At 61.7% G+C, this 17,193-nt stretch carries 12 protein-coding genes; 5 read left to right on the top strand and 7 right to left on the bottom strand.

Going from position 1 to position 17,193, the window contains the following annotated elements; translation table 11 throughout:
* Window positions 1-259: 259 nt before the first annotated feature.
* Window positions 260-3,646, top strand: coding sequence for a hypothetical protein (locus tag ACQY7U_RS22385; RefSeq protein WP_428649587.1), 3,387 nt, complete (start codon window positions 260-262; stop codon window positions 3,644-3,646).
* A gap of 278 nt (window positions 3,647-3,924) precedes the next feature.
* Here the strand turns inward: ACQY7U_RS22385 and ACQY7U_RS22380 are convergent, their stop codons facing one another.
* Genes ACQY7U_RS22380 through ACQY7U_RS22370 form a run of 3 tightly spaced genes read right to left on the bottom strand, consistent with a single transcriptional unit; the run spans window position 3,925 to window position 6,468 of the window.
* Entirely contained in the window at window positions 3,925-4,419 is a 495-nt protein-coding gene (locus ACQY7U_RS22380; protein ID WP_428649585.1) for a flavin reductase family protein, read from the bottom strand.
* 6 nt (window positions 4,420-4,425) lie between these two features.
* Entirely contained in the window at window positions 4,426-5,658 is a 1,233-nt protein-coding gene (locus ACQY7U_RS22375; RefSeq protein ID WP_428649582.1) for a styrene monooxygenase/indole monooxygenase family protein, read from the bottom strand.
* Window positions 5,659-5,691: 33 nt separating this feature from the next.
* Complete coding sequence (locus ACQY7U_RS22370; RefSeq protein WP_428649580.1) at window positions 5,692-6,468, bottom strand: SDR family oxidoreductase; 777 nt, start codon at window positions 6,466-6,468, stop codon at window positions 5,692-5,694.
* 135 nt (window positions 6,469-6,603) lie between these two features.
* Between ACQY7U_RS22370 and ACQY7U_RS22365 the strand changes: the two genes are divergently transcribed.
* Complete coding sequence (locus ACQY7U_RS22365) at window positions 6,604-7,620, top strand: AraC family transcriptional regulator (RefSeq protein ID WP_428649578.1); 1,017 nt, start codon at window positions 6,604-6,606, stop codon at window positions 7,618-7,620.
* Window positions 7,621-7,764: 144 nt separating this feature from the next.
* On the opposite strand, the gene ACQY7U_RS22360 is transcribed toward ACQY7U_RS22365, so the two are convergent.
* On the bottom strand, window positions 7,765-9,261 hold the full coding sequence (locus tag ACQY7U_RS22360; protein WP_428649575.1) for an aldehyde dehydrogenase: 1,497 nt from the start codon (window positions 9,259-9,261) through the stop codon (window positions 7,765-7,767).
* A gap of 369 nt (window positions 9,262-9,630) precedes the next feature.
* On the opposite strand from ACQY7U_RS22360, the gene ACQY7U_RS22355 reads away from it, so the two are divergent.
* Both ACQY7U_RS22355 and ACQY7U_RS22350 read left to right on the top strand, forming a co-directional pair.
* Entirely contained in the window at window positions 9,631-10,941 is a 1,311-nt protein-coding gene (locus ACQY7U_RS22355; protein ID WP_428649573.1) for an NAD(P)/FAD-dependent oxidoreductase, read from the top strand.
* 85 nt (window positions 10,942-11,026) lie between these two features.
* On the top strand, window positions 11,027-11,716 hold the full coding sequence (locus tag ACQY7U_RS22350) for a type 1 glutamine amidotransferase (RefSeq protein WP_428649571.1): 690 nt from the start codon (window positions 11,027-11,029) through the stop codon (window positions 11,714-11,716).
* 438 nt (window positions 11,717-12,154) lie between these two features.
* On the opposite strand, the gene ACQY7U_RS22345 is transcribed toward ACQY7U_RS22350, so the two are convergent.
* From ACQY7U_RS22345 to ACQY7U_RS22335, 3 genes are all read right to left on the bottom strand, one after another.
* Window positions 12,155-13,456, bottom strand: coding sequence for an NAD(P)/FAD-dependent oxidoreductase (locus tag ACQY7U_RS22345; protein WP_428649568.1), 1,302 nt, complete (start codon window positions 13,454-13,456; stop codon window positions 12,155-12,157).
* A gap of 86 nt (window positions 13,457-13,542) precedes the next feature.
* Window positions 13,543-14,871 carry an NAD(P)/FAD-dependent oxidoreductase gene (locus ACQY7U_RS22340; RefSeq protein WP_428649565.1) on the bottom strand — a complete coding sequence of 443 codons (1,329 nt, stop codon included), beginning with the start codon at window positions 14,869-14,871 and terminating at the stop codon, window positions 13,543-13,545.
* A gap of 282 nt (window positions 14,872-15,153) precedes the next feature.
* Window positions 15,154-15,714: a LuxR C-terminal-related transcriptional regulator gene (locus ACQY7U_RS22335; protein WP_428649562.1), complete on the bottom strand. Its 561-nt coding sequence runs from the start codon at window positions 15,712-15,714 to the stop codon at window positions 15,154-15,156.
* Between the two features lie 122 nt (window positions 15,715-15,836).
* Between ACQY7U_RS22335 and ACQY7U_RS22330 the strand changes: the two genes are divergently transcribed.
* The gene (locus ACQY7U_RS22330) at window positions 15,837-17,123 is read left to right on the top strand and encodes an acetylornithine deacetylase/succinyl-diaminopimelate desuccinylase family protein (protein WP_428649559.1); all 1,287 of its coding nucleotides are present in this window, start codon (window positions 15,837-15,839) and stop codon (window positions 17,121-17,123) included.
* The last annotated feature ends 70 nt before the right edge of the window (window positions 17,124-17,193 follow it).

Genomic DNA, 17,193 nt, shown 5'->3' with positions numbered 1-17,193 from the left:
CTGCTAAGGGAGTAGACGGGGAACCGTCTCGAGGGTTCGAATCCCTTCCTCTCCGCCATTTTACCAATGTTGCCGATATTACGCCTTCTGAAATCCGGTCGGTTGAGCTGCGTGCTCAAAACCGGCTGCTGTCCCGGTAACTCAGGGTTGCTTTGACCGGCCATGTCTCGCAAATATTTTCAGATGTGAAAGCGCATGGGCGAATAAACTCTGGATTCCTGGACGCCTTCTTCCTTAGATTTGAGGCAGGGAGGCCGTGATGGGTACTGGCAATTCCAGCAAGGACTTCAAACGCTATGCCGCCGCGCGGATCGCGGAGCCGGACTTTCCTTATGCTGTCCGGCCAGGCCCGAAGCGGATTTTCGACGGACTATTGGCAAGAGGCGGAAGCCGCCGGGCAGCGCTGCAGCTTTTCGTCCTGACAGCTCTCGCAACCCTCAGTCTGACTTCTCCGCCGGCGGCGGACACGCTGCAGAACCTCTTTGCGCCACCCCTGGCGCGTCCCGTACCAGGACTTGGCGATAGCGTTCGACCTGACCAGCTGCAGGCGCTGCTTGACGGCGACCACGGGACATCGGCGCGCTTCAAGCTGGAGGATGCTTCCCCGCTTGACCTCGTGTTCGCCTACCCCGGGGAGGGAATTGCCTCGGAAGAACTGGTGATCGTCCATACGGATGGCGCACCGCGCGCTGCGGGTTTTGACCTTCTGTTTTCAACCGTTTCGCCGACCCACGGTTTCCGTTCCGTACGCAACGGAGAGCTTGATCCCCTGGCCCCAAGTCAGACCATCAAGTTTCCTTCCTCCGGCGCCAACTGGGTGATGCTGCGGCTTTATCCCGCCCGGGAGGCGGTGGAACTGTCGCTGGCCGACATCGAGTTGCGCGGTCAGCCTGGTCCGCCTCAGTCGCGGTACAAGTTCGGCGAGAGCCCCGTCCGCGCGCTCGAGGTGATCGAGGCGCTGACCACGCTGGGGGACAGCGGGTTCACTCTCAGTGAGGATGAGCGGAAGGTTTTCGAGCGGACCTCGGACGGCAATATCAGTCAGCGGGACTTCGAGGAAATCGCCCTGATCGCCTCCGGCGTGCGGGATGCCGCCGCGCGTGCCGGTTACATTGCCCGGCTCGACGCCTATGAAGACCGGCTGCGCGCCGAACTCGACGTCAACGCGCCGGCGCTCGAGCTAGGCGCCGGGCTTTTGACGTGGCTGCATGAAAACGTGCTGTCGGGAGGATACCGGGAAAAACAGACCGACCTTTCGACCGTCATCGACGACGCGCTCTTCAACTGCGTCTCCTCGGCCGTGATCTACAATGCGCTTGGACAGAGGCTGGGACTTGATCTTCGCGCCATCGAGGTGCCGGATCATGCCTTCTCGATCCTCTACGACGGGGCGGACCACGTGGATGTCGAGACCACAACTGCCAGAGGGTTCAACCCGCGCCGCAAACGCATCGCGGAATTCGAGCTTCTCACCGGATTTGAATACATTCCGCAGTCGAACAAAACCAAGCGGCGGGAAATCGGGCGCGCGGGACTGGCCGCACTGATCTACTACAATCACGGCGTCGGTTTCCTTCGTCAGGGCGACTACCGTCAGGCACTCATGGCGAATTTCCGGGCGATGAGCCTCGATCCGGAGTTCAGTTCGGCCGCGACGAACTCGCTGGCGGCCCTGGGGCGCTGGAGCCGCGACCTGTCAAAAGGCGGGCGTTGGCAAGAGGCTGCCAAGGTGGCGGCCTTGGGGCGGCAGCTTGCGCCCGATGACAGGGGGCTCGCCAGCATCCAGGTCCGGATCTGGCAGGATTGGGCGCTGGCGACTGCGGAAGCCGGCGACATTGCCGGAGCGATCGACCTGTTGACGGGCGGCGCGCGCGAGATCCCCGACGTGGACTTTGATCCGTTGCTTGCGACCCTGTTCATTCGCCCGGGCGAAGAGGACATAGGAAAGGGGGCCTGGGAGGCTGCCCTTGAAAGGGTGGATCTGGGCCTGACGATGCTGAAGGGCAAGGCGCGCGCGGATCTCGACGAATGGAGGGAGCGCCTGTTTCTCAGGCACGCCGACAGGGCTATGCGGGACGGGGAATATGCTGCCGCTGCGCTTGTTCTGAGCGATGGCCTTGCCGCCTATCCGGCAAGCAAAAGGGTTGCGCGCTCGATCCGCTACCTGGCCCAGACCTGGGCGGAAGCCGCCGCGGATTTCGATGCCGGTCTTGCGGTTCTGTCGGATATGGCCGAGCGGTTCCGGACGCCTGGCAACCTCGGCAAGATCGCCGAAGCCTATACGGCCCGCAAGATCCGCGCCGCTGCATCTGCCGGCATGCCGATCGAACAGGCGTTGGAGATGGCCACGCGTGCCGAACCTGTGCTCGAGGCGGCCGGTGCGGACATGGAACTTTCCGCAGAAGTCTACAGGACCTATGGCGCAAACCTCATCGAAAAGCGGGACTGGCAAGCTGCGGCAGATCTCTATTCGGCCGCTTTGGGCCGCTTTCCCGACGACTACTACATCCGCCAGAACGCCCGTTATGTCGTGCAGGAATGGCAGCGCGCTGCCTTGGCCGAAGGGGGGAGCAGCCGGCTTAAAGAGGTCGTCGAACGCATGCGGGTGCTGTTTCCGGCTTTTGCCGCCGGCAAGGGTTTCGGCGAGGCCGAACTGAAACGCCATGTGCTGAAACTGGTCAAGGAGGCCGATTACACCGGTGCGCTTGATTACCTCAATGAAGCACAGCTTCTGCTTTCGGCGGATACCTACCGGGATCTCAGGCTCTATGTTGTCGACAACGAGGCGGGCCGGGCGATCAAGGCGAAAGACTGGGGGCGCGCGGCCGCGATCTACTCCGAGGGGCGCCGCCAGATCGGGGAGGAGCGAATATTCTCCAACAATGTCGCCTATGTTGCCCAGGAATGGACCAAGTCCGCCGGCGCCACGGACGGGGCGGAGGGTGTCGCTCGGGCAATGAAGGAACTGGTTGCCCTTTTTCCGGGTGACCAGGCCGTCGCAAAAATGGGTGCGAAAACGCTGAAGCGCCTTGTTTCCGGCATGGTCAAGTCCGGCCGCCTCGACGACGCGAAAGCGCAGGTGGTGCTGGCCCGCACGTTCCTGGCGCCAAAGGACGTCCGTTCCCTGACGATCGTTCTTTACAGGGACCAGGGTGATGCGCTGCTATCAAGGCGGGACTGGCCGGCCGCCCTGACGGCCTATCGCACGGGACTGGACATCATCCCGGACTCCAGCGACCTGAAACGCAACATTCCCTATGCGTTTCAGGAATGGGCGAAGGAAGCACTCGACGACGGTGGCGCCGTGAGCCTGGTGGCTGCCGTGGTGGAGATGAAGGAGGTCTTCCCGTCGTCCAAATCGCGAGAGGGGGTTCTGGAGTCAGTTATCTCGCGTCACGTGATCAGGCTCGTTGACAACGGAACGCCGGACGCTGCGCTCGTATTCCTGGAAGAAACCGCACAGGCAATTGAAGACAAGACGCTTCATAACGCAAAGGTTTCCGTCTACGAGCGCTGGGCGCGCCAGCATTTCAATGACGAGGGATGGGGCCGGGCCGCCGAAATCTACGAGAGGGGCCTGGAGGACGTGGGCAAGAGTTCGCTTTTGTCCAACAACCGGAGTTATGTGCGATCCAGGATCAAATAGAGGAGCGGAGGCGGGCCGTGTGATGATATTTCTCCGGCCGTCGTCGTTGACCACTGCTGACCTTGTGGCTGCGGGACATGCCGCTTGCTGGCTCCGGAGGAGAGCTCCGGCGCCAGTCTTGAGCGCGAAAGAAACAGCGCAGCTTGATCCAGGTGGTCTTCAGTTGCGCCACTTTCCCCGGATTTGCTGAAGTTTGCGAATTTCCTCCGCTCCGTCGGCGCGGCAGGGGTTGCGTATGGCGTTGCGAACTTGGTGAAAGCGCACAGGCCCGGCAGCTCCTATGCCGCCACGGGGCCGAGGGTGCGGAACGTGCTTCGCTCGTAAAGCAGGGGCGAGCCTTCGCTGAGCCGGACCGACTGGATTTCGCCGATGAAGATCAGGTGGCTGCTGGCCTCGATCCGTTCCGAGACGTCGCAGGAAAAGCCCACCAGGGCATCCTTGAGGAAGGGTAGTCCGCGTTCGTCTTCACACCAGTCGCCTTCGTCGAATTTTGCTTCGCCGGTCACGCCGCCGGCTCCTGCAAAGCGCATGGCAAGGTCCCCGGCAGGTTCGGTCAGGAGATTGACGTTAAACCGTCCGGTCTCGTCCACGACCTGACAGGTGCCGGTGTTGCGGTTGAGGCAGACCAGAAGGCTGGGCGGGTCGGCGGAGACCGAGGACACCGCCGTCGCCGTGACCCCCAGCCGCTCTCCGGTGCCGGATGTCGTGACGATCGTCACGACACCCGGGAAGCGTTGCATCGCCGCGCGGAATTCATCCGGTGAAATGGCCATCATGTCTCAAGCCGCTTTCAGCTCGTTCAGATAGGCCGCCGCCGCGTTCGGGTCGGCGAACCACGGGAAGAAATCGCGGGGGTCGTCGAAGCCGTTGGCCATGCGATGCGCCAGCGTCGGCAACGCTCCGGCGGTTCCCATGATCTCCAGGACGAAGGGGGGCGGCGGCACCAGCAGCATGTTGGTCCAGGTCACAACCCATTGGGCGTAGTCCCAGAACGCGTCGAATGTGCCCTGCATCCAGGCGTGGTCGAACGGTTTGTCGCCGTTTTCGCGGATCCGCCTGTGGTAGACCGCCGCCGCCTTGGAGGCGTTGTTCGAACCCTGGCCGGTGATCGGATCGTTGAGACACACGGCATCGCCGATCCCGAGTACCTTGCGTCCCGAGGGCAGTGTCCCCACGGGATGACGGATGGTCGGTGGAAAACGGCCCGCGAGAATGCCGTTGTCGTCTGTCAGTTCCAGGTCCCTGCAACGCTCGGCTTCCCAGGGCAGGAAGGTGTTCAGGATCTCCTTCGACTTGGCCAGGTGCTGGTCGGGGCTTTTCACCTCACCCCAGCAATCCATCGGGCCGCCGGGGACGCCCTCGAACACCATGATTTCGCAGGGGCCGGAGGTGGTCAGCGCCGGAAAGACGAAATATTCGCCGACGCCGGGGATCAGGTTGAAATTCACCGCGGAATGCTCAGGCCGCGGCGTCATGCCCTTCACATAGGTCAGGGCAAGCGCGCGCATCGGCTTGTCATAAGGCGATTTTTCGGCGTCACGCTCGAACAGCCGGCCGATTTCGCCCTTGCCCGAGGCGACCAGAACCAGATCGTCCTGCCGGGTATAGTTTTCGAGATCTGCAATCCCTGCATCGGCGATGACCAGCTGACCGCCAAGTTTGGTGAACTCGTCCATCCAGACCGGCATTTTCACGCGCTGGTCCACCGAGTAGGCGTTGTTGTCCAGGCGGCCTGCCCAGTCGATCACCTTGTTTCCGGAGCCTTCCGGATCGGGAACGGAGAAGCTGATGCCCTCCACCGGCGGGCAGGTACCGGACCAGAAGTCGATACCGATGTCGCGCTCGTTCTGAACGGCGGTGTGGAACATGCACTGGCTGGACATCACCCGGCCGCCCGCGATCTCCTCGCCGGTCCGGTTCTGGACGATGCGCACCTGATATCCGTCTTTCAGAAGGCCTATTCCAAGCTGCAGGCCGGATTGTCCGCCTCCAACGATCGTTATTTTCCGCATTGTTTTCCTCCCAAGAAAAGCAAATAAAGCAGTTCAATCCATCAGCAGCGGGATCGCCGGTTCAGCGCGTTCCGGCCCCATTGCCGTGTAGCCGCCATCGACCCTGATGTCGGTTCCGGTAATGAAGCCGGCTTCGTCAGAACACAGGAACAGAACGGCACTGGCCACTTCCTCCGGGTTCGCCACCCGGCCGAGCAGGTGGAATGGGGCTGCCACACTGTCGGTCTTTTCCCGGTTGCCACCGGTCAGCTGGTCCATGATGTTCGACCAGGTCCATCCCGGGGACACCGCGTTCACGCGGATGCCGTCGGGCGCCAGGTCCATTGCCTGATTGCGTGTGAGCTGCAGGATAGCGGCCTTCGAGACCGGGTAGAGCCAGCGTCCGGTCTGCGCTACCCGCGACGAGATGGACCCGAAGTTGACAATCGCCCCCCGGTTCTTTGCCAGCTCCTCGCGTGCGGCCTGCATGAGCATGACCGACCCGACGACGTTCACGTCCAGGCTTTCAAGCCATTCGGCCCGCGTGGACTCCATGCCGTTGTCGAGATAGGAACAGGCGACGTTGACCAGGAAGTCGATCCGGCCGAATTCCTTTTTGGTAGCCTCCACGAGGGCTGCGATCGACGCGTCGTCGCGCAGGTTTGTTTCGGTGAAGGCGACGCCGTCGCCCGCAAGTGCGGAACCGGCTTCGGTATCGATGTCGGCCACCATCACCCTGGTGCCGGCTGCGCGGAACGCCGATACGATCGCCGCGCCGATCTTGGTGGCACCTCCCGGCACGATTGCCACCTTTCCTTCCAGACCACGCATGCTTTCCTCCCAGATGTGTGCGTTTGCAAGTAATTTGAGGCCCGAGTTTCGAGTTGCGCTATCCGGAAAAGGCGTGGGCTATCCGAAAAACGAAAAAATCACTTCGCCGGTACGTCAGGAATGTTATATTCACGCATGGTTCGGGGCTCGCCACAGTTTGGGAAGACAGCGCTGCGCAAGCCTCTTGCGCACCATGCCCTGTTCCGGACCATTGAACTGGACGAGGCACGAGAGCAGGTCGCAAGAATCTTTTGCGAGCACCGGTTGGACGTCATCGGCAAGGGCGGGACCGACGCCTGTCATCATCACGTCCGCGGCGAGCGGATGTCTCTCAACTATATCGAATACGGTGCGAAAACCCTTATATCTCCAAGTGCATTGGAGACATTCTACCTTTTGCAGATCCCGCTGGCGGGTGGAGCCATGATCCGCAACGGGACGGATCTCTACTTCTCCGATCCGAAGGCGGCGGCAGTGCTGAACCCGCATCGCGAGACCACGATGATCTGGGAGGAGGGCACGCGGCAGCTACTGGTCCAGATCGAGCGCACGGCGCTGCAAAGTCACCTGGGCAGCCTTGTCGGCGGGCAGGCCCGTGACCCCTTGACCTTCCAGGGGCCGCTGGACTTGACCCGGGGTGTCGGTCTTCAACTGAAAAGCTTGATTTTGCATGTTATTTCGGAAGTCGATGCCGGACGGCTGGCCTACGGCGTGCCGGGCCTGATGAGCCGGCAGCTCGAGAACACCATCATGACCGGGCTGATCGAGGCGCTTCCCAGCAACTATACGAATGCTCTGGGACTGGGAGCGGTTCCTGCCACGCCCAAGCATCTCCGTCTCGCCGAGGCCTATATCGAGGCGCATCTGGACGAACCGCTGACCATCGAGGACATCGCGCTCGCCGCCAACACCACCCCGAGAACCCTGCAAAATGCCTTTCGCAAGTTCCGGGATACCACGCCGCTCAGATATGTCCGCGACGCCCGTCTGTCGCGCATCCATCAGGAACTTCTGTCCAGCGATGCCAGGGCATCGGTAACAGCCATCGCGACACGCTGGGGCTTTTCCCATTTTGGCCGCTTCTCGCAGGTCTACAAGGAGCGTTTCGGCGAAACGCCGGTTACGACGCTGCGAACGGTGATGCCGGATTGAAGCGGGGCTCTTCGTCCTTTCACCGGACTTCGGTTCTTGCTGTTCGCCAACCGGTCCCCGGGGCGAGGGGCCGCAGGTCGAATCGGGGTGCCGTCACCACCTGGATGTAGCAACCCGGTTCTCTCTGCTCTGGGCCTGAACCGGTCAGCGCAGCTTGATCCAGGTGGTTTTCAGTTCCGTGTATTTGTCGAAGGCGTGAAGCGACTTGTCCCGGCCGATGCCCGACTGCTTGTAGCCGCCGAAGGGCACGGAGATATCGTCGGCGTCATAGCAGTTGACGTAGACCATTCCGGCGCGAAGTGTCCTGGCGAACTTGTGTGCGGTGTTGATGTCGTCTGTCCAGACAGCCGCCGCCAGACCGTAGCAGGTATCATTGGCGACCTTTGCCGCTTCCTCGGCATCGTCGACCGGGATCACGGACAGCATCGGGCCGAAGATCTCTTCCCTGGCGACGCGCATGTCGTTGGCGACATTGTCGAAGACGGTGGGCTGGACGTAGCAGCCACCGCTTTCCACCCGTGCACGTTCGCCGCCGGCGGCAATGGTCGCGCCATCCTCGCGGGCGGCATCCACAAAGCCGAGCACGCGCTTGGTGTGGGTCTCGTCGACCAGCGCGCCCATTTGCGTGGAGGGATTGAGCGGGTCGCCGGGCTGCCGGGTGGCGGCGACGGCGGCAATGCGCTCGACCACACGCTCGTGTACGGAGCGTTCCACGATCAGGCGCGATCCGGCGGTGCACATTTCACCCTGATTGAAGAAGATCGCGCCGGCGGCCGTTTCCGCCGCGCCGTCGATGTCGGAATAGGAGCCGAGGATCACGTTGGGGCTCTTGCCGCCGCATTCCAGGCCGACCTTCTTCAGGTTGGACTGACCGGCGTATTGCATGAACAGTTTGCCGACTTCCGTGGAGCCGGTGAAGAATACGCCGTCGACATCCATGTGCAGGCCGAGCGCCTTGCCGGCGGTCGGGCCGAAGCCGGTAACGACGTTGAAGACGCCTTCCGGAATGCCGGCCTCGACCGCGAGTTCGGCGAGGCGCAAGGCGGTGAGGGAGGACTGTTCCGCAGGTTTCAGCACCACCGAGTTGCCGGATGCCAACGCCGGAGCAAGCTTCCAGGCGGCCATGATCATCGGGAAGTTCCACGGCACCACCGCCGCAACGACACCAAGTGGTTCACGGGTGATCATGGCGATGTCCGCCTCGCCGGTCGGGGCTATCTCGTCGTAGATCTTGTCGATCGCCTCCGCATACCAGGCAAAGCAGTTTGCGGTAGCGCGCACGTCGATCGACAGCGCATCGGAAATCGGCTTGCCCATGTCGAGCGTTTCGGTGAGCGCCAGTTCCTCGCCGTTGGTGCGGATCAGCTCGGCAAATGCAAGCAGGACGCGCTTGCGCTCGGCGGGAGTGCGGCTGCGCCAGCGGCCATCCTCGAAGGCCCGGCGGGCGGAGGCGACCGCGCGGTCCACGTCTTCCCGGTCGCAGGCGGCAACCTCGGCCAGGACCCGCCCGTCCACGGGGCTGGTTGCCTCGAAGGTCTCTCCCGAAACGGCATCGACAAATCGGCCGTCGATGAAGGCGCGGTTGCGGAACTGAAGCGCGTCGGCGCGGGCGTGCCAGTCGGCGGCTGTGAAAGCGTTCATGGGGGTCCTCCAAAAATGTGATCACAAAATGCAAATCGAAAAGCTGTTTGTCAACTGCTGACAAAGCGGTCCTCCTCGCGGTGCGGAAGTTGGTCCGGGCCGGAAAAACCCTGAAATCGCCTGTAATTTAACGGTGTTTCGATTTGTCTATGTGTTTCGTGATAGAGAAGTACCAAGTCGCGAGACCGGCGGATGATCGTGTAAATCACTGGATACGGGGCTTGACTTCCAGGGTAATAAGAGATCACAAATATTGAATGTGATCACATTGGCGAGCGTGGCCTTTGCCAGTGAACAAAATCCGGTAGGCAGGCGGTTTGAGGTCTGGCCTGCCGGACCCAGGCAAAATCAGCTTCTGGAGGCTGTTCGATGAACGCACATGCAGCACATGAGGTCCGCGGTACCGGCTATCCGGGCAGCTATTATGCCGCTTCGGCGAATCCCGCGCCGGAACGTCCCGCGCTCAAGGGTGTGGTGGAGACCGAGATCTGCGTTGTCGGGGCCGGCTATTCCGGCCTGTCCGCGGCGCTGCATCTGGCCGAGAAAGGCTACAAGGTCGTCGTGCTGGAAGGTGCCAAGGTGGGCTGGGGCGCCTCCGGGCGCAATGGCGGCCAGATCGTCAACGGTCTGAACGCCGGGCTGGATGTCATCGAAAGCCGCTATGGCGCGGAAGCGGCCGGTCATGTCGGCCGGATGCTGCAGGAAGGCGCGAAGATCATCCGGGAGCGCGTCGAAAAATATGACATCCAATGCGACCTGAAGGACAAGAACCTCTTCACCGCTTATAACGCCCGGCACATGAAGGCCTTCGAGGCGAAACAGGCCTTGTGGCGGCGGCACGGCATGGACGACCATGAGATGCTCGACCGGGAGGCCCTGCGCCGGCACATCGAAAGTGATGCCTATGCCGGCGGCATGATGGACCATTCCGGCGGCCACATGCATCCGCTGAACCTCGCTCTTGGTGAGGCTGCGGCGTTTGAGAAAAACGGTGGCGTCATTCACGAGCAGACCCGCGTCGTCTCGGTGGACCAGAGCGGCCCGCAGCCGGTCGTCCACACAGGGAACGGCGAGGTGCGCGCGAAGACCGTTCTTTTGTGCGGTAATGCCTATCTCGGTTATGCGGTACCGGAACTGGAAAAACGGGTCATGCCGGTTTCCACCCAGGTCATGGCCACCGAACCGCTCGGCGAGGAGCGGGCGAAGGCCCTGCTGCCGACAGATGTCTGTGTCGAGGACGCCCGCTATATCCTGGACTATTTCCGCCTCAGCGCAGACAAACGTTTGCTCTTCGGCGGCGGCACCGTTTATGGCGGCGCCGATCCGAAGGACATCAAGGCCAAGCTTTTGCCGAACATGGAAAAGGTCTTCCCGCAGCTCAAGGGTGTCCGGATCGACCATGCCTGGAGCGGCAATTTCGCGCTGTCTTTCTCACGCGTACCTCAGCTCGGCCGGCTCGGCTCCAACGTCTATTTCGCCCACGGTTACAGCGGTCACGGCGTGACCGGTTCGCATCTCTTCGGCCGCATCCTTTCGGAAGCCGTCGACGGTGATCTGTCGCGCTTCGATGTCTTCGAAAAACTTCCCTATCTGCCGTTCCCGGGCGGTCGTACTTTCCGCGTGCCCTATTCGGTGATCGGCTCCTGGTGGTACGGGTTGCGCGACAGGCTGGGCGTGTGACAACCGGGCTGGACCAGACCCTAATGAATGACTAAGTGAAGGTCTTCCGGTGCGCTTGCGTCCGGAGGACACAAAGGACGGAAACATGAAAATCGGAATTCTCGAGACCGGGCGTCCGCCCGAGCAGCTTGCCCCGCAATACGGCGACTACCCGTCGATGTTCGCGCGCCTGCTTGCCGACGACGACTTCGAGTTCGAAAGCTTTGCCGCGCTCGACGGAGAACTGCCTGAAAACCCGAAGGCCTGCGACGGCTATGTCATCACCGGCTCCAAGTTCGGGGTCTATGAAGACCATTCCTGGATCGGGAAGCTGGAAGAGTTCTTGCGCCAGGCCTATGCGGAAGGCGTGCCGATCGTCGGCATCTGCTTCGGTCACCAGATCCTTGCGCAAGCCCTCGGCGGCAAGGTGGAGAAATATTCAGGCGGCTGGGACGTCGGCAAGACGGCCTACCGCATCGAGAACGCCGAAGGTGGCGAGGACGAGTTGAAGATGCACGCCTGGCATCAGGACCAGGTGACCGAGCTGCCCGAAGGTGCCCGGGTCATCGGCTCGACTCCCTTCTGCAAATACGCCGCGCTTGCCTATGACAACAAGGCGCTGACCATCCAGCCCCATCCGGAATTCGCCGAGGGCTACGTGCGCGATTTGATCGAGTCGCGCCGCGACGTGCTGCCTGCCGAGATCACCGAGCGCGGTCTTTCCAGCCTCGGCGGCGACGTCGATGCCGCCGCCTTCGCCAAGCGCATCAAGGACTTTTTGAAGGCGCCGCGGTAAGGCAATCGGGTCAATCATTTGGATCTAAGAAAAAGGCCGCGCTTCGCTGGGAGCGCGGCCTTTTTCTTAGGTGATCTGCCATGTGCAAATTCGGGCCTCGTCCTGAGACGCGGAACACAACGAGGTCTCGAAATATGGGTGGCGCCTTGCGGAACTGGTGCGAGCTCCGATATCTCGGCAGCCTTACCAAGCCTCAAGTGCCCGGGGCATCGCGATATCGCCGTCCCGGCCTTTTTCGGACGATCGGCAGACAAAGGGCCTCTCCGCCGTCATCCCGGCCGAGCGAAGCGCGAGCCGGGACCGGAGATGAAAAAACTATGTGCTTTTCCAAGTCGTCAGTTTTGGGCTCACCGATCCGGGATCTTCGTTACGCTGTGTCCGGGCGGGCGAATTTGAGGATTGTCGCCAGTTCGCAGCCGTTCGGTCAGGGAAAGACCCTCAAAGCCGGTCGCGCAGCGAATAGTAGCTCATGGCCAGCACCAGCAGCGGCCAACGCAGACGGTCGCCGCCCGGGAAGCGCGGGGTCGGGACGTTTGACATGACGTCGAAGCGGGAGGCGGTGCCGTCAATCGCCTCGGCCATGACTTCGCCGGCCAGCGTTGCCATCGCGACGCCATGACCGGAATAGCCTGCCGAAGAGAAGACGTTCGGCGACAGGCGTGCCAGATGCGGCAGGCGGCTCATGGTGATGCCGAGCGTACCGCCCCAGCCGTAGTCGATCCGCACGTCCTTCAGTTGAGGATAGATCTCCAGCATCTTGGAGCGTACGAAGCCCTTGATGTCCTTCGGGAACTTGTAGCCGTAGCTCTCGCCGCCGCCGAACAGCATGCGCTTGTCGGCCGACAGGCGGTAGTAGTTGATGACGAACTTGCTGTCGCCGACGGCGACATCGTCGCGGATCAGCTCGCGCGCCTTGTCGTCAGAAAGCGGCTCGGTCGCGATGATGAAATTGTTGATCGGCATGACGTGCGAGGCGACCTGCCGGTCGAGCCCGCCGAGATAGCCGTTGCAGGCCAGGATCATGTAGCGGGCCTTGACCGCACCGCGCGCTGTTTCGACCCGCACCGGGTCGCCCTGGGTGTAGCCGGTCACCTGGGAGCGCTCAAAAATGCGCGCTCCGGCAGCGCTTGCCGCCTGTGCCAGCCCGAGCGCGAAGTTGAGCGGGTGCAGGTGGCCGCTGTCGGTGTCGAGCGTGCCACCGTAATAGGCGGTGGAGCCGAGCATGGACCGGATTTCGTCCTGATCGACGAAGCGGATGTGCTCGTAACCGTAATCCTTCTGCAGCTTTTCGGCATAGGCGCGGCTGTGGGGGACGAAGCGCTTGCGGTGGTCGGCGTGCAGGATGCCGGGCTTGTAGTCGCAGTCGATGTTGAACCGCTCGATCAGGGAGCGGACGAGCTTCTTGGAATCCTCGCCGATGTCCCACAGTAGCCTGGCATTGTCCTTGCCGACCATGCCTTCCAGTTCGTCCTGTTCGACCCGCTGGCCGGACCCGACCTGGCCGCCGTTGCGGCCCGATGCGCCCCAGCCCGCCCGGTGGGCGTCGAGCAGAACGACATCGTAACCCCGTTCCGCCAGATGCAGGGCTGCAGACAGACCGGTATAGCCGCCACCGACAATGCAGACGTCGCAGGAAATCTCTTCCTCAAGCGCCGGATAGGACGGCATCTCGTTGGCGGTTGCCGCGTAATAGGACGGAGCGTGTTCGCCCGGTTGATCGTTGACGTGCAGGATATCCATGGAACCTCCGAAGAGCGGACCGGCGGTCAGGCCGATCCGGGTAACTGTCAGTGCCGGTGTGTTCGTGCCGGTCTTGAAAAGAGAGCTTAGGCCGCCGCGCTGCGTTTGACGGGGAGCCTTCCGGAAAGGCGTAACCGTTCCAGCAGCTGGAAATACCACATGCCAACGGCCAGCATCTGCTGCCCCGCCCATTCGCCGAGCGGCAGCCGGATGTGGCTGATGCCGGCAAAGGCGTCGAATTCCTCCAGCGTACCGGTGATGGCATTCGCCATGATCTCGCCGACGATATGAGTGGTGGCGACGCCGTGACCGGAATAGCCTTGTGCATAGAAGACGTTGTCGGACAGCTTGCCGAGCTGGGGAATGCGGTTCACCACGATGCCGGCGCTGCCGGTCCAGGCAAACTCGATCTCCACGCCCTTCAGCCTCGGGAAGGTGCGCTCGATCGCGGGGCGAAGTTCCTCGCCGATGTCCTTGGAATCGCGGCCGGAATAATTGGTGCCACCGCCGAACATCAGCCGCTTGTCGGCCGTCATCCGATAGTAATCCAGCACGAAGCGGCAATCATAGACGGCCAGATCCTTCGGATTGAGTTTCCGGGCAACCTCGTCGCCGAGCTTGACCGTGGCAATGTTGCCAAGCGAGGCGGGAAAGAGCGAGCCGTTCAATTTGCCGCGTTCGAGGCGGTGATAGGCGTTGCCGGCCAGAAGCACGGCCTTTGCCTTGACACGGCCCTTGTCGGTGACGACGGCGGGCGTCGCACCGTGGTCGATGCGCTGAACCTTGGAGTTCTCGAAAATCAGGGCGCCCATGCTTTCCGCCGCCCGTGCTTCGCCGATGCAAAGGTTCAGCGAATGAAGATGCATGTTGCGCATGTTCAGGAGGCCGCCATGATAAATGTCGGTCTCCAGGTAATCCGGAATGTCCGAAGCCTTGAGCAACGAAACCCTGTCGCCCATGCCGCGTTGCTCGGCCTCTTCCAGGCTGTCCGTGAGCTCCCCCATATGCGCGGGCTCATAGGCGGTGTGCAGGTGGCCGTGTTTCAGGTCGCAGGCGATGCCGTATTTCTCGACGCGGTTCTTGATGATGTCATGGCCGCGCCAGCGCAGGTTCCAGACGAAGTCCTCGGCCTCGGCGCCGATCTTCCGGCGCAGTTGCCGGGTCAGCGCCTTGTCGCCGGAAAGGCTTCCCGTGACCTGGCCGCCGTTGCGGCCGGTTGCGCCCCAGCCGATCCGGTTTGCCTCAATGAGGGCCACTTTCAGCCCGCGCTCGCTCAGTTCAACCGCACTTGCCACACCGGTAAAGCCGCCGCCGATGATGGCGACGTCCACCTCGTGTTCGCTCTCAAGGCAGGGGTAGTCGGTCACATGGTTGACCGTGGCGGCGTAATAGGAGTTGCAGTGCGTCTGCGGCATTCTTCGGTATCCTCAATTAATGTGATCAAAAATAGCAGGAGGATTTGAAACTCGTCAACAGGATGAGTTCCTGCGACGATATGAGAATAAAAAAACCAATAAAAATATGGATTTAAAACATAAATAGGAATCAGATCTTGAAGTAGTTCCACTTCTTGAAGAGGAAATATGTGATCACAAAAGAGGTTGTGGGCTGCCGGGCAAGGGAAAGCACCTCTTTGCGGAGCTTCACTGCCTTCGCGTGGATGATGCTGTTGGATTGCGTCGCCTGACAGGGGGGGGTCAGGGGCGGGCGCCGTCCGTGCCGTGGCCTGAAAGCCTGGCGAGGAGGACGGCGACGTTCTTGACCTGGAATTTCTTCAAAAGCCTTGCGCGCACGTCTTCCACGGTTCGTGGCGACAGGCCGAGGACGCGGGCGATTTCCTTGCTGGTCTGGCCCTTGGAAAGAAGCAGCAGAACCTCGCGCTCTCTCGGTGTCAGTTTCGGTCCGCTGGGGGAATTGTCGATGAGGGCAAAGCTCAGGACCGTCCGGGCAAGTGGAGCTTCCGGGGTCAGGGTGCGGGCGCGGAACCGGCACCAGAACAATGTTCCGTCGGAGCGGCGCATCAACCGTTCGTCCGAATAGGGCAGGGACTTGCGCAAGGGTTCCAGGCCGATGTCGCGGATCTGGTGGAACTCCTGGTCCGAGCCGTAGAGCAGGCGGAAACTCCGGCCGATGAGGTCCCGTTTCGCGTAGCCGAACATCTGCGCGAAGGTTTCGTTGCAGCTGCGGATGATACGGTTCTCCGTCAGGGTGAGCCCCATCGGGGCATGTTCAAAGGCAAGCTGTTCAAAGTCGTTCATGTGGGGTCTCGGGAGGGGTTCGGCTGGCAAGTACTCGGGAGTACCGTGTTCCTACGGTATTGGCACCGTAGTTTGACGGTAGCATAGTTCCTCTAAGTTTTGCCATCTATGGAAGTTTTCGAATGTCGCTTGCAGACGATCTGGTCCGGGAAATCGACTCAAGACGCGAGGATCTGATCGCGCTGACGCAGGATCTCTTGCGCATTCCGACGCTCAACCCGCCGGGCGAGAACTACCGGGACATCTGCGAATATCTTTCCACACGCCTCAAGGCTTCCGGCTTCGAGGTGGAACTGATCCGTGCCCATGGCACGCCGGGCGATTGCGAGAAATATCCGCGTTGGAACGTTGTCGCGCGCCGGGAAGGGGCGCGGCCAGGTGAGTGCGTTCACTTCAATTCCCACATCGACGTGGTTGATGTCGGTCTCGGCTGGACCAAGGATCCCTTCGGCGGCGAACTGGAGGACGGCAAGATCTTCGGTCGCGGTGCCTGCGACATGAAGGGCGGCCTGGCCGCCAGCATTGTCGCCGCCGAGGCCTTTCTGGCCGCTTCCCCGGACTTTGCCGGAGCGATCGAGATCAGCGGCACGGCGGATGAGGAATCCGGCGGTTTCGGCGGTGTCGCCTATCTGGCCGGCAAAGGTTATTTCGATCCGTCCCGTGTGCAGCACGTCATCATTCCGGAGCCGCTCAACAAGGACCGCATCTGCCTCGGCCACCGGGGCGTCTGGTGGGCAGAAGTGGAGACCTTCGGCGAGATTGCCCATGGCTCGATGCCCTTCCTCGGCGACTGCGCCGTGCGCCACATGGGGGCGGTGCTGGAGGAGATGGAGCACAGCCTTTATCCGGCGCTGGCCGAAAAGCGGACCGAAATGCCGGTGGTGCCCGAAGGCGCACGCCAGTCGACGCTTAACATCAACTCGATCCATGGCGGCCAGGCGGAAGGCGAGGCGGATTTTACCGGCCTTCCGAGCCCCTGTGTGCCCGATAGTTGCCGGATGGTGATCGACCGCCGCTTCCTGCTTGAGGAAGACATCGAGGACGTGCAGGCGGAAATCCACGAGGTTCTGAAAACCGTTGAAGGAAAACGGGAGAAATTCCGCTACGACGTGCGGGAGTTGCACCGGGTGCTGCCGACCATGACCGAGCGCGACGCGCCGGTGGTGCAGTCCGTTGCCAGGGCGATTTCCGAAACCATGGGTAAAGACGCGGAATACGTCGTCAGCCCGGGCACCTACGACCAGAAACATATCGACCGGATCGGCAAACTGAAAAATTGTATCGCCTATGGGCCCGGCATTCTGGATCTGGCGCACAAACCGGATGAATATGTCGGCGTCGACGATATGCTCGACTCGGCAAAGGTGATGGGGCGTTCGCTGATCGACCTGCTCACCGGAACAAAATGAAAATGCGGCGTCAAGAAAAGGGGGAAGTCATGAAATTGCGTAAGGTTGGAACTGGATTGATCAGCGTGCT

The organism is Roseibium sp. (genome assembly GCF_050301095.1).
Lineage (GTDB): Bacteria > Pseudomonadota > Alphaproteobacteria > Rhizobiales > Stappiaceae > Roseibium.
Note: the sequence above shows the minus strand (reverse complement) of the source record. Positions and strands in the feature narration are given on the sequence as shown.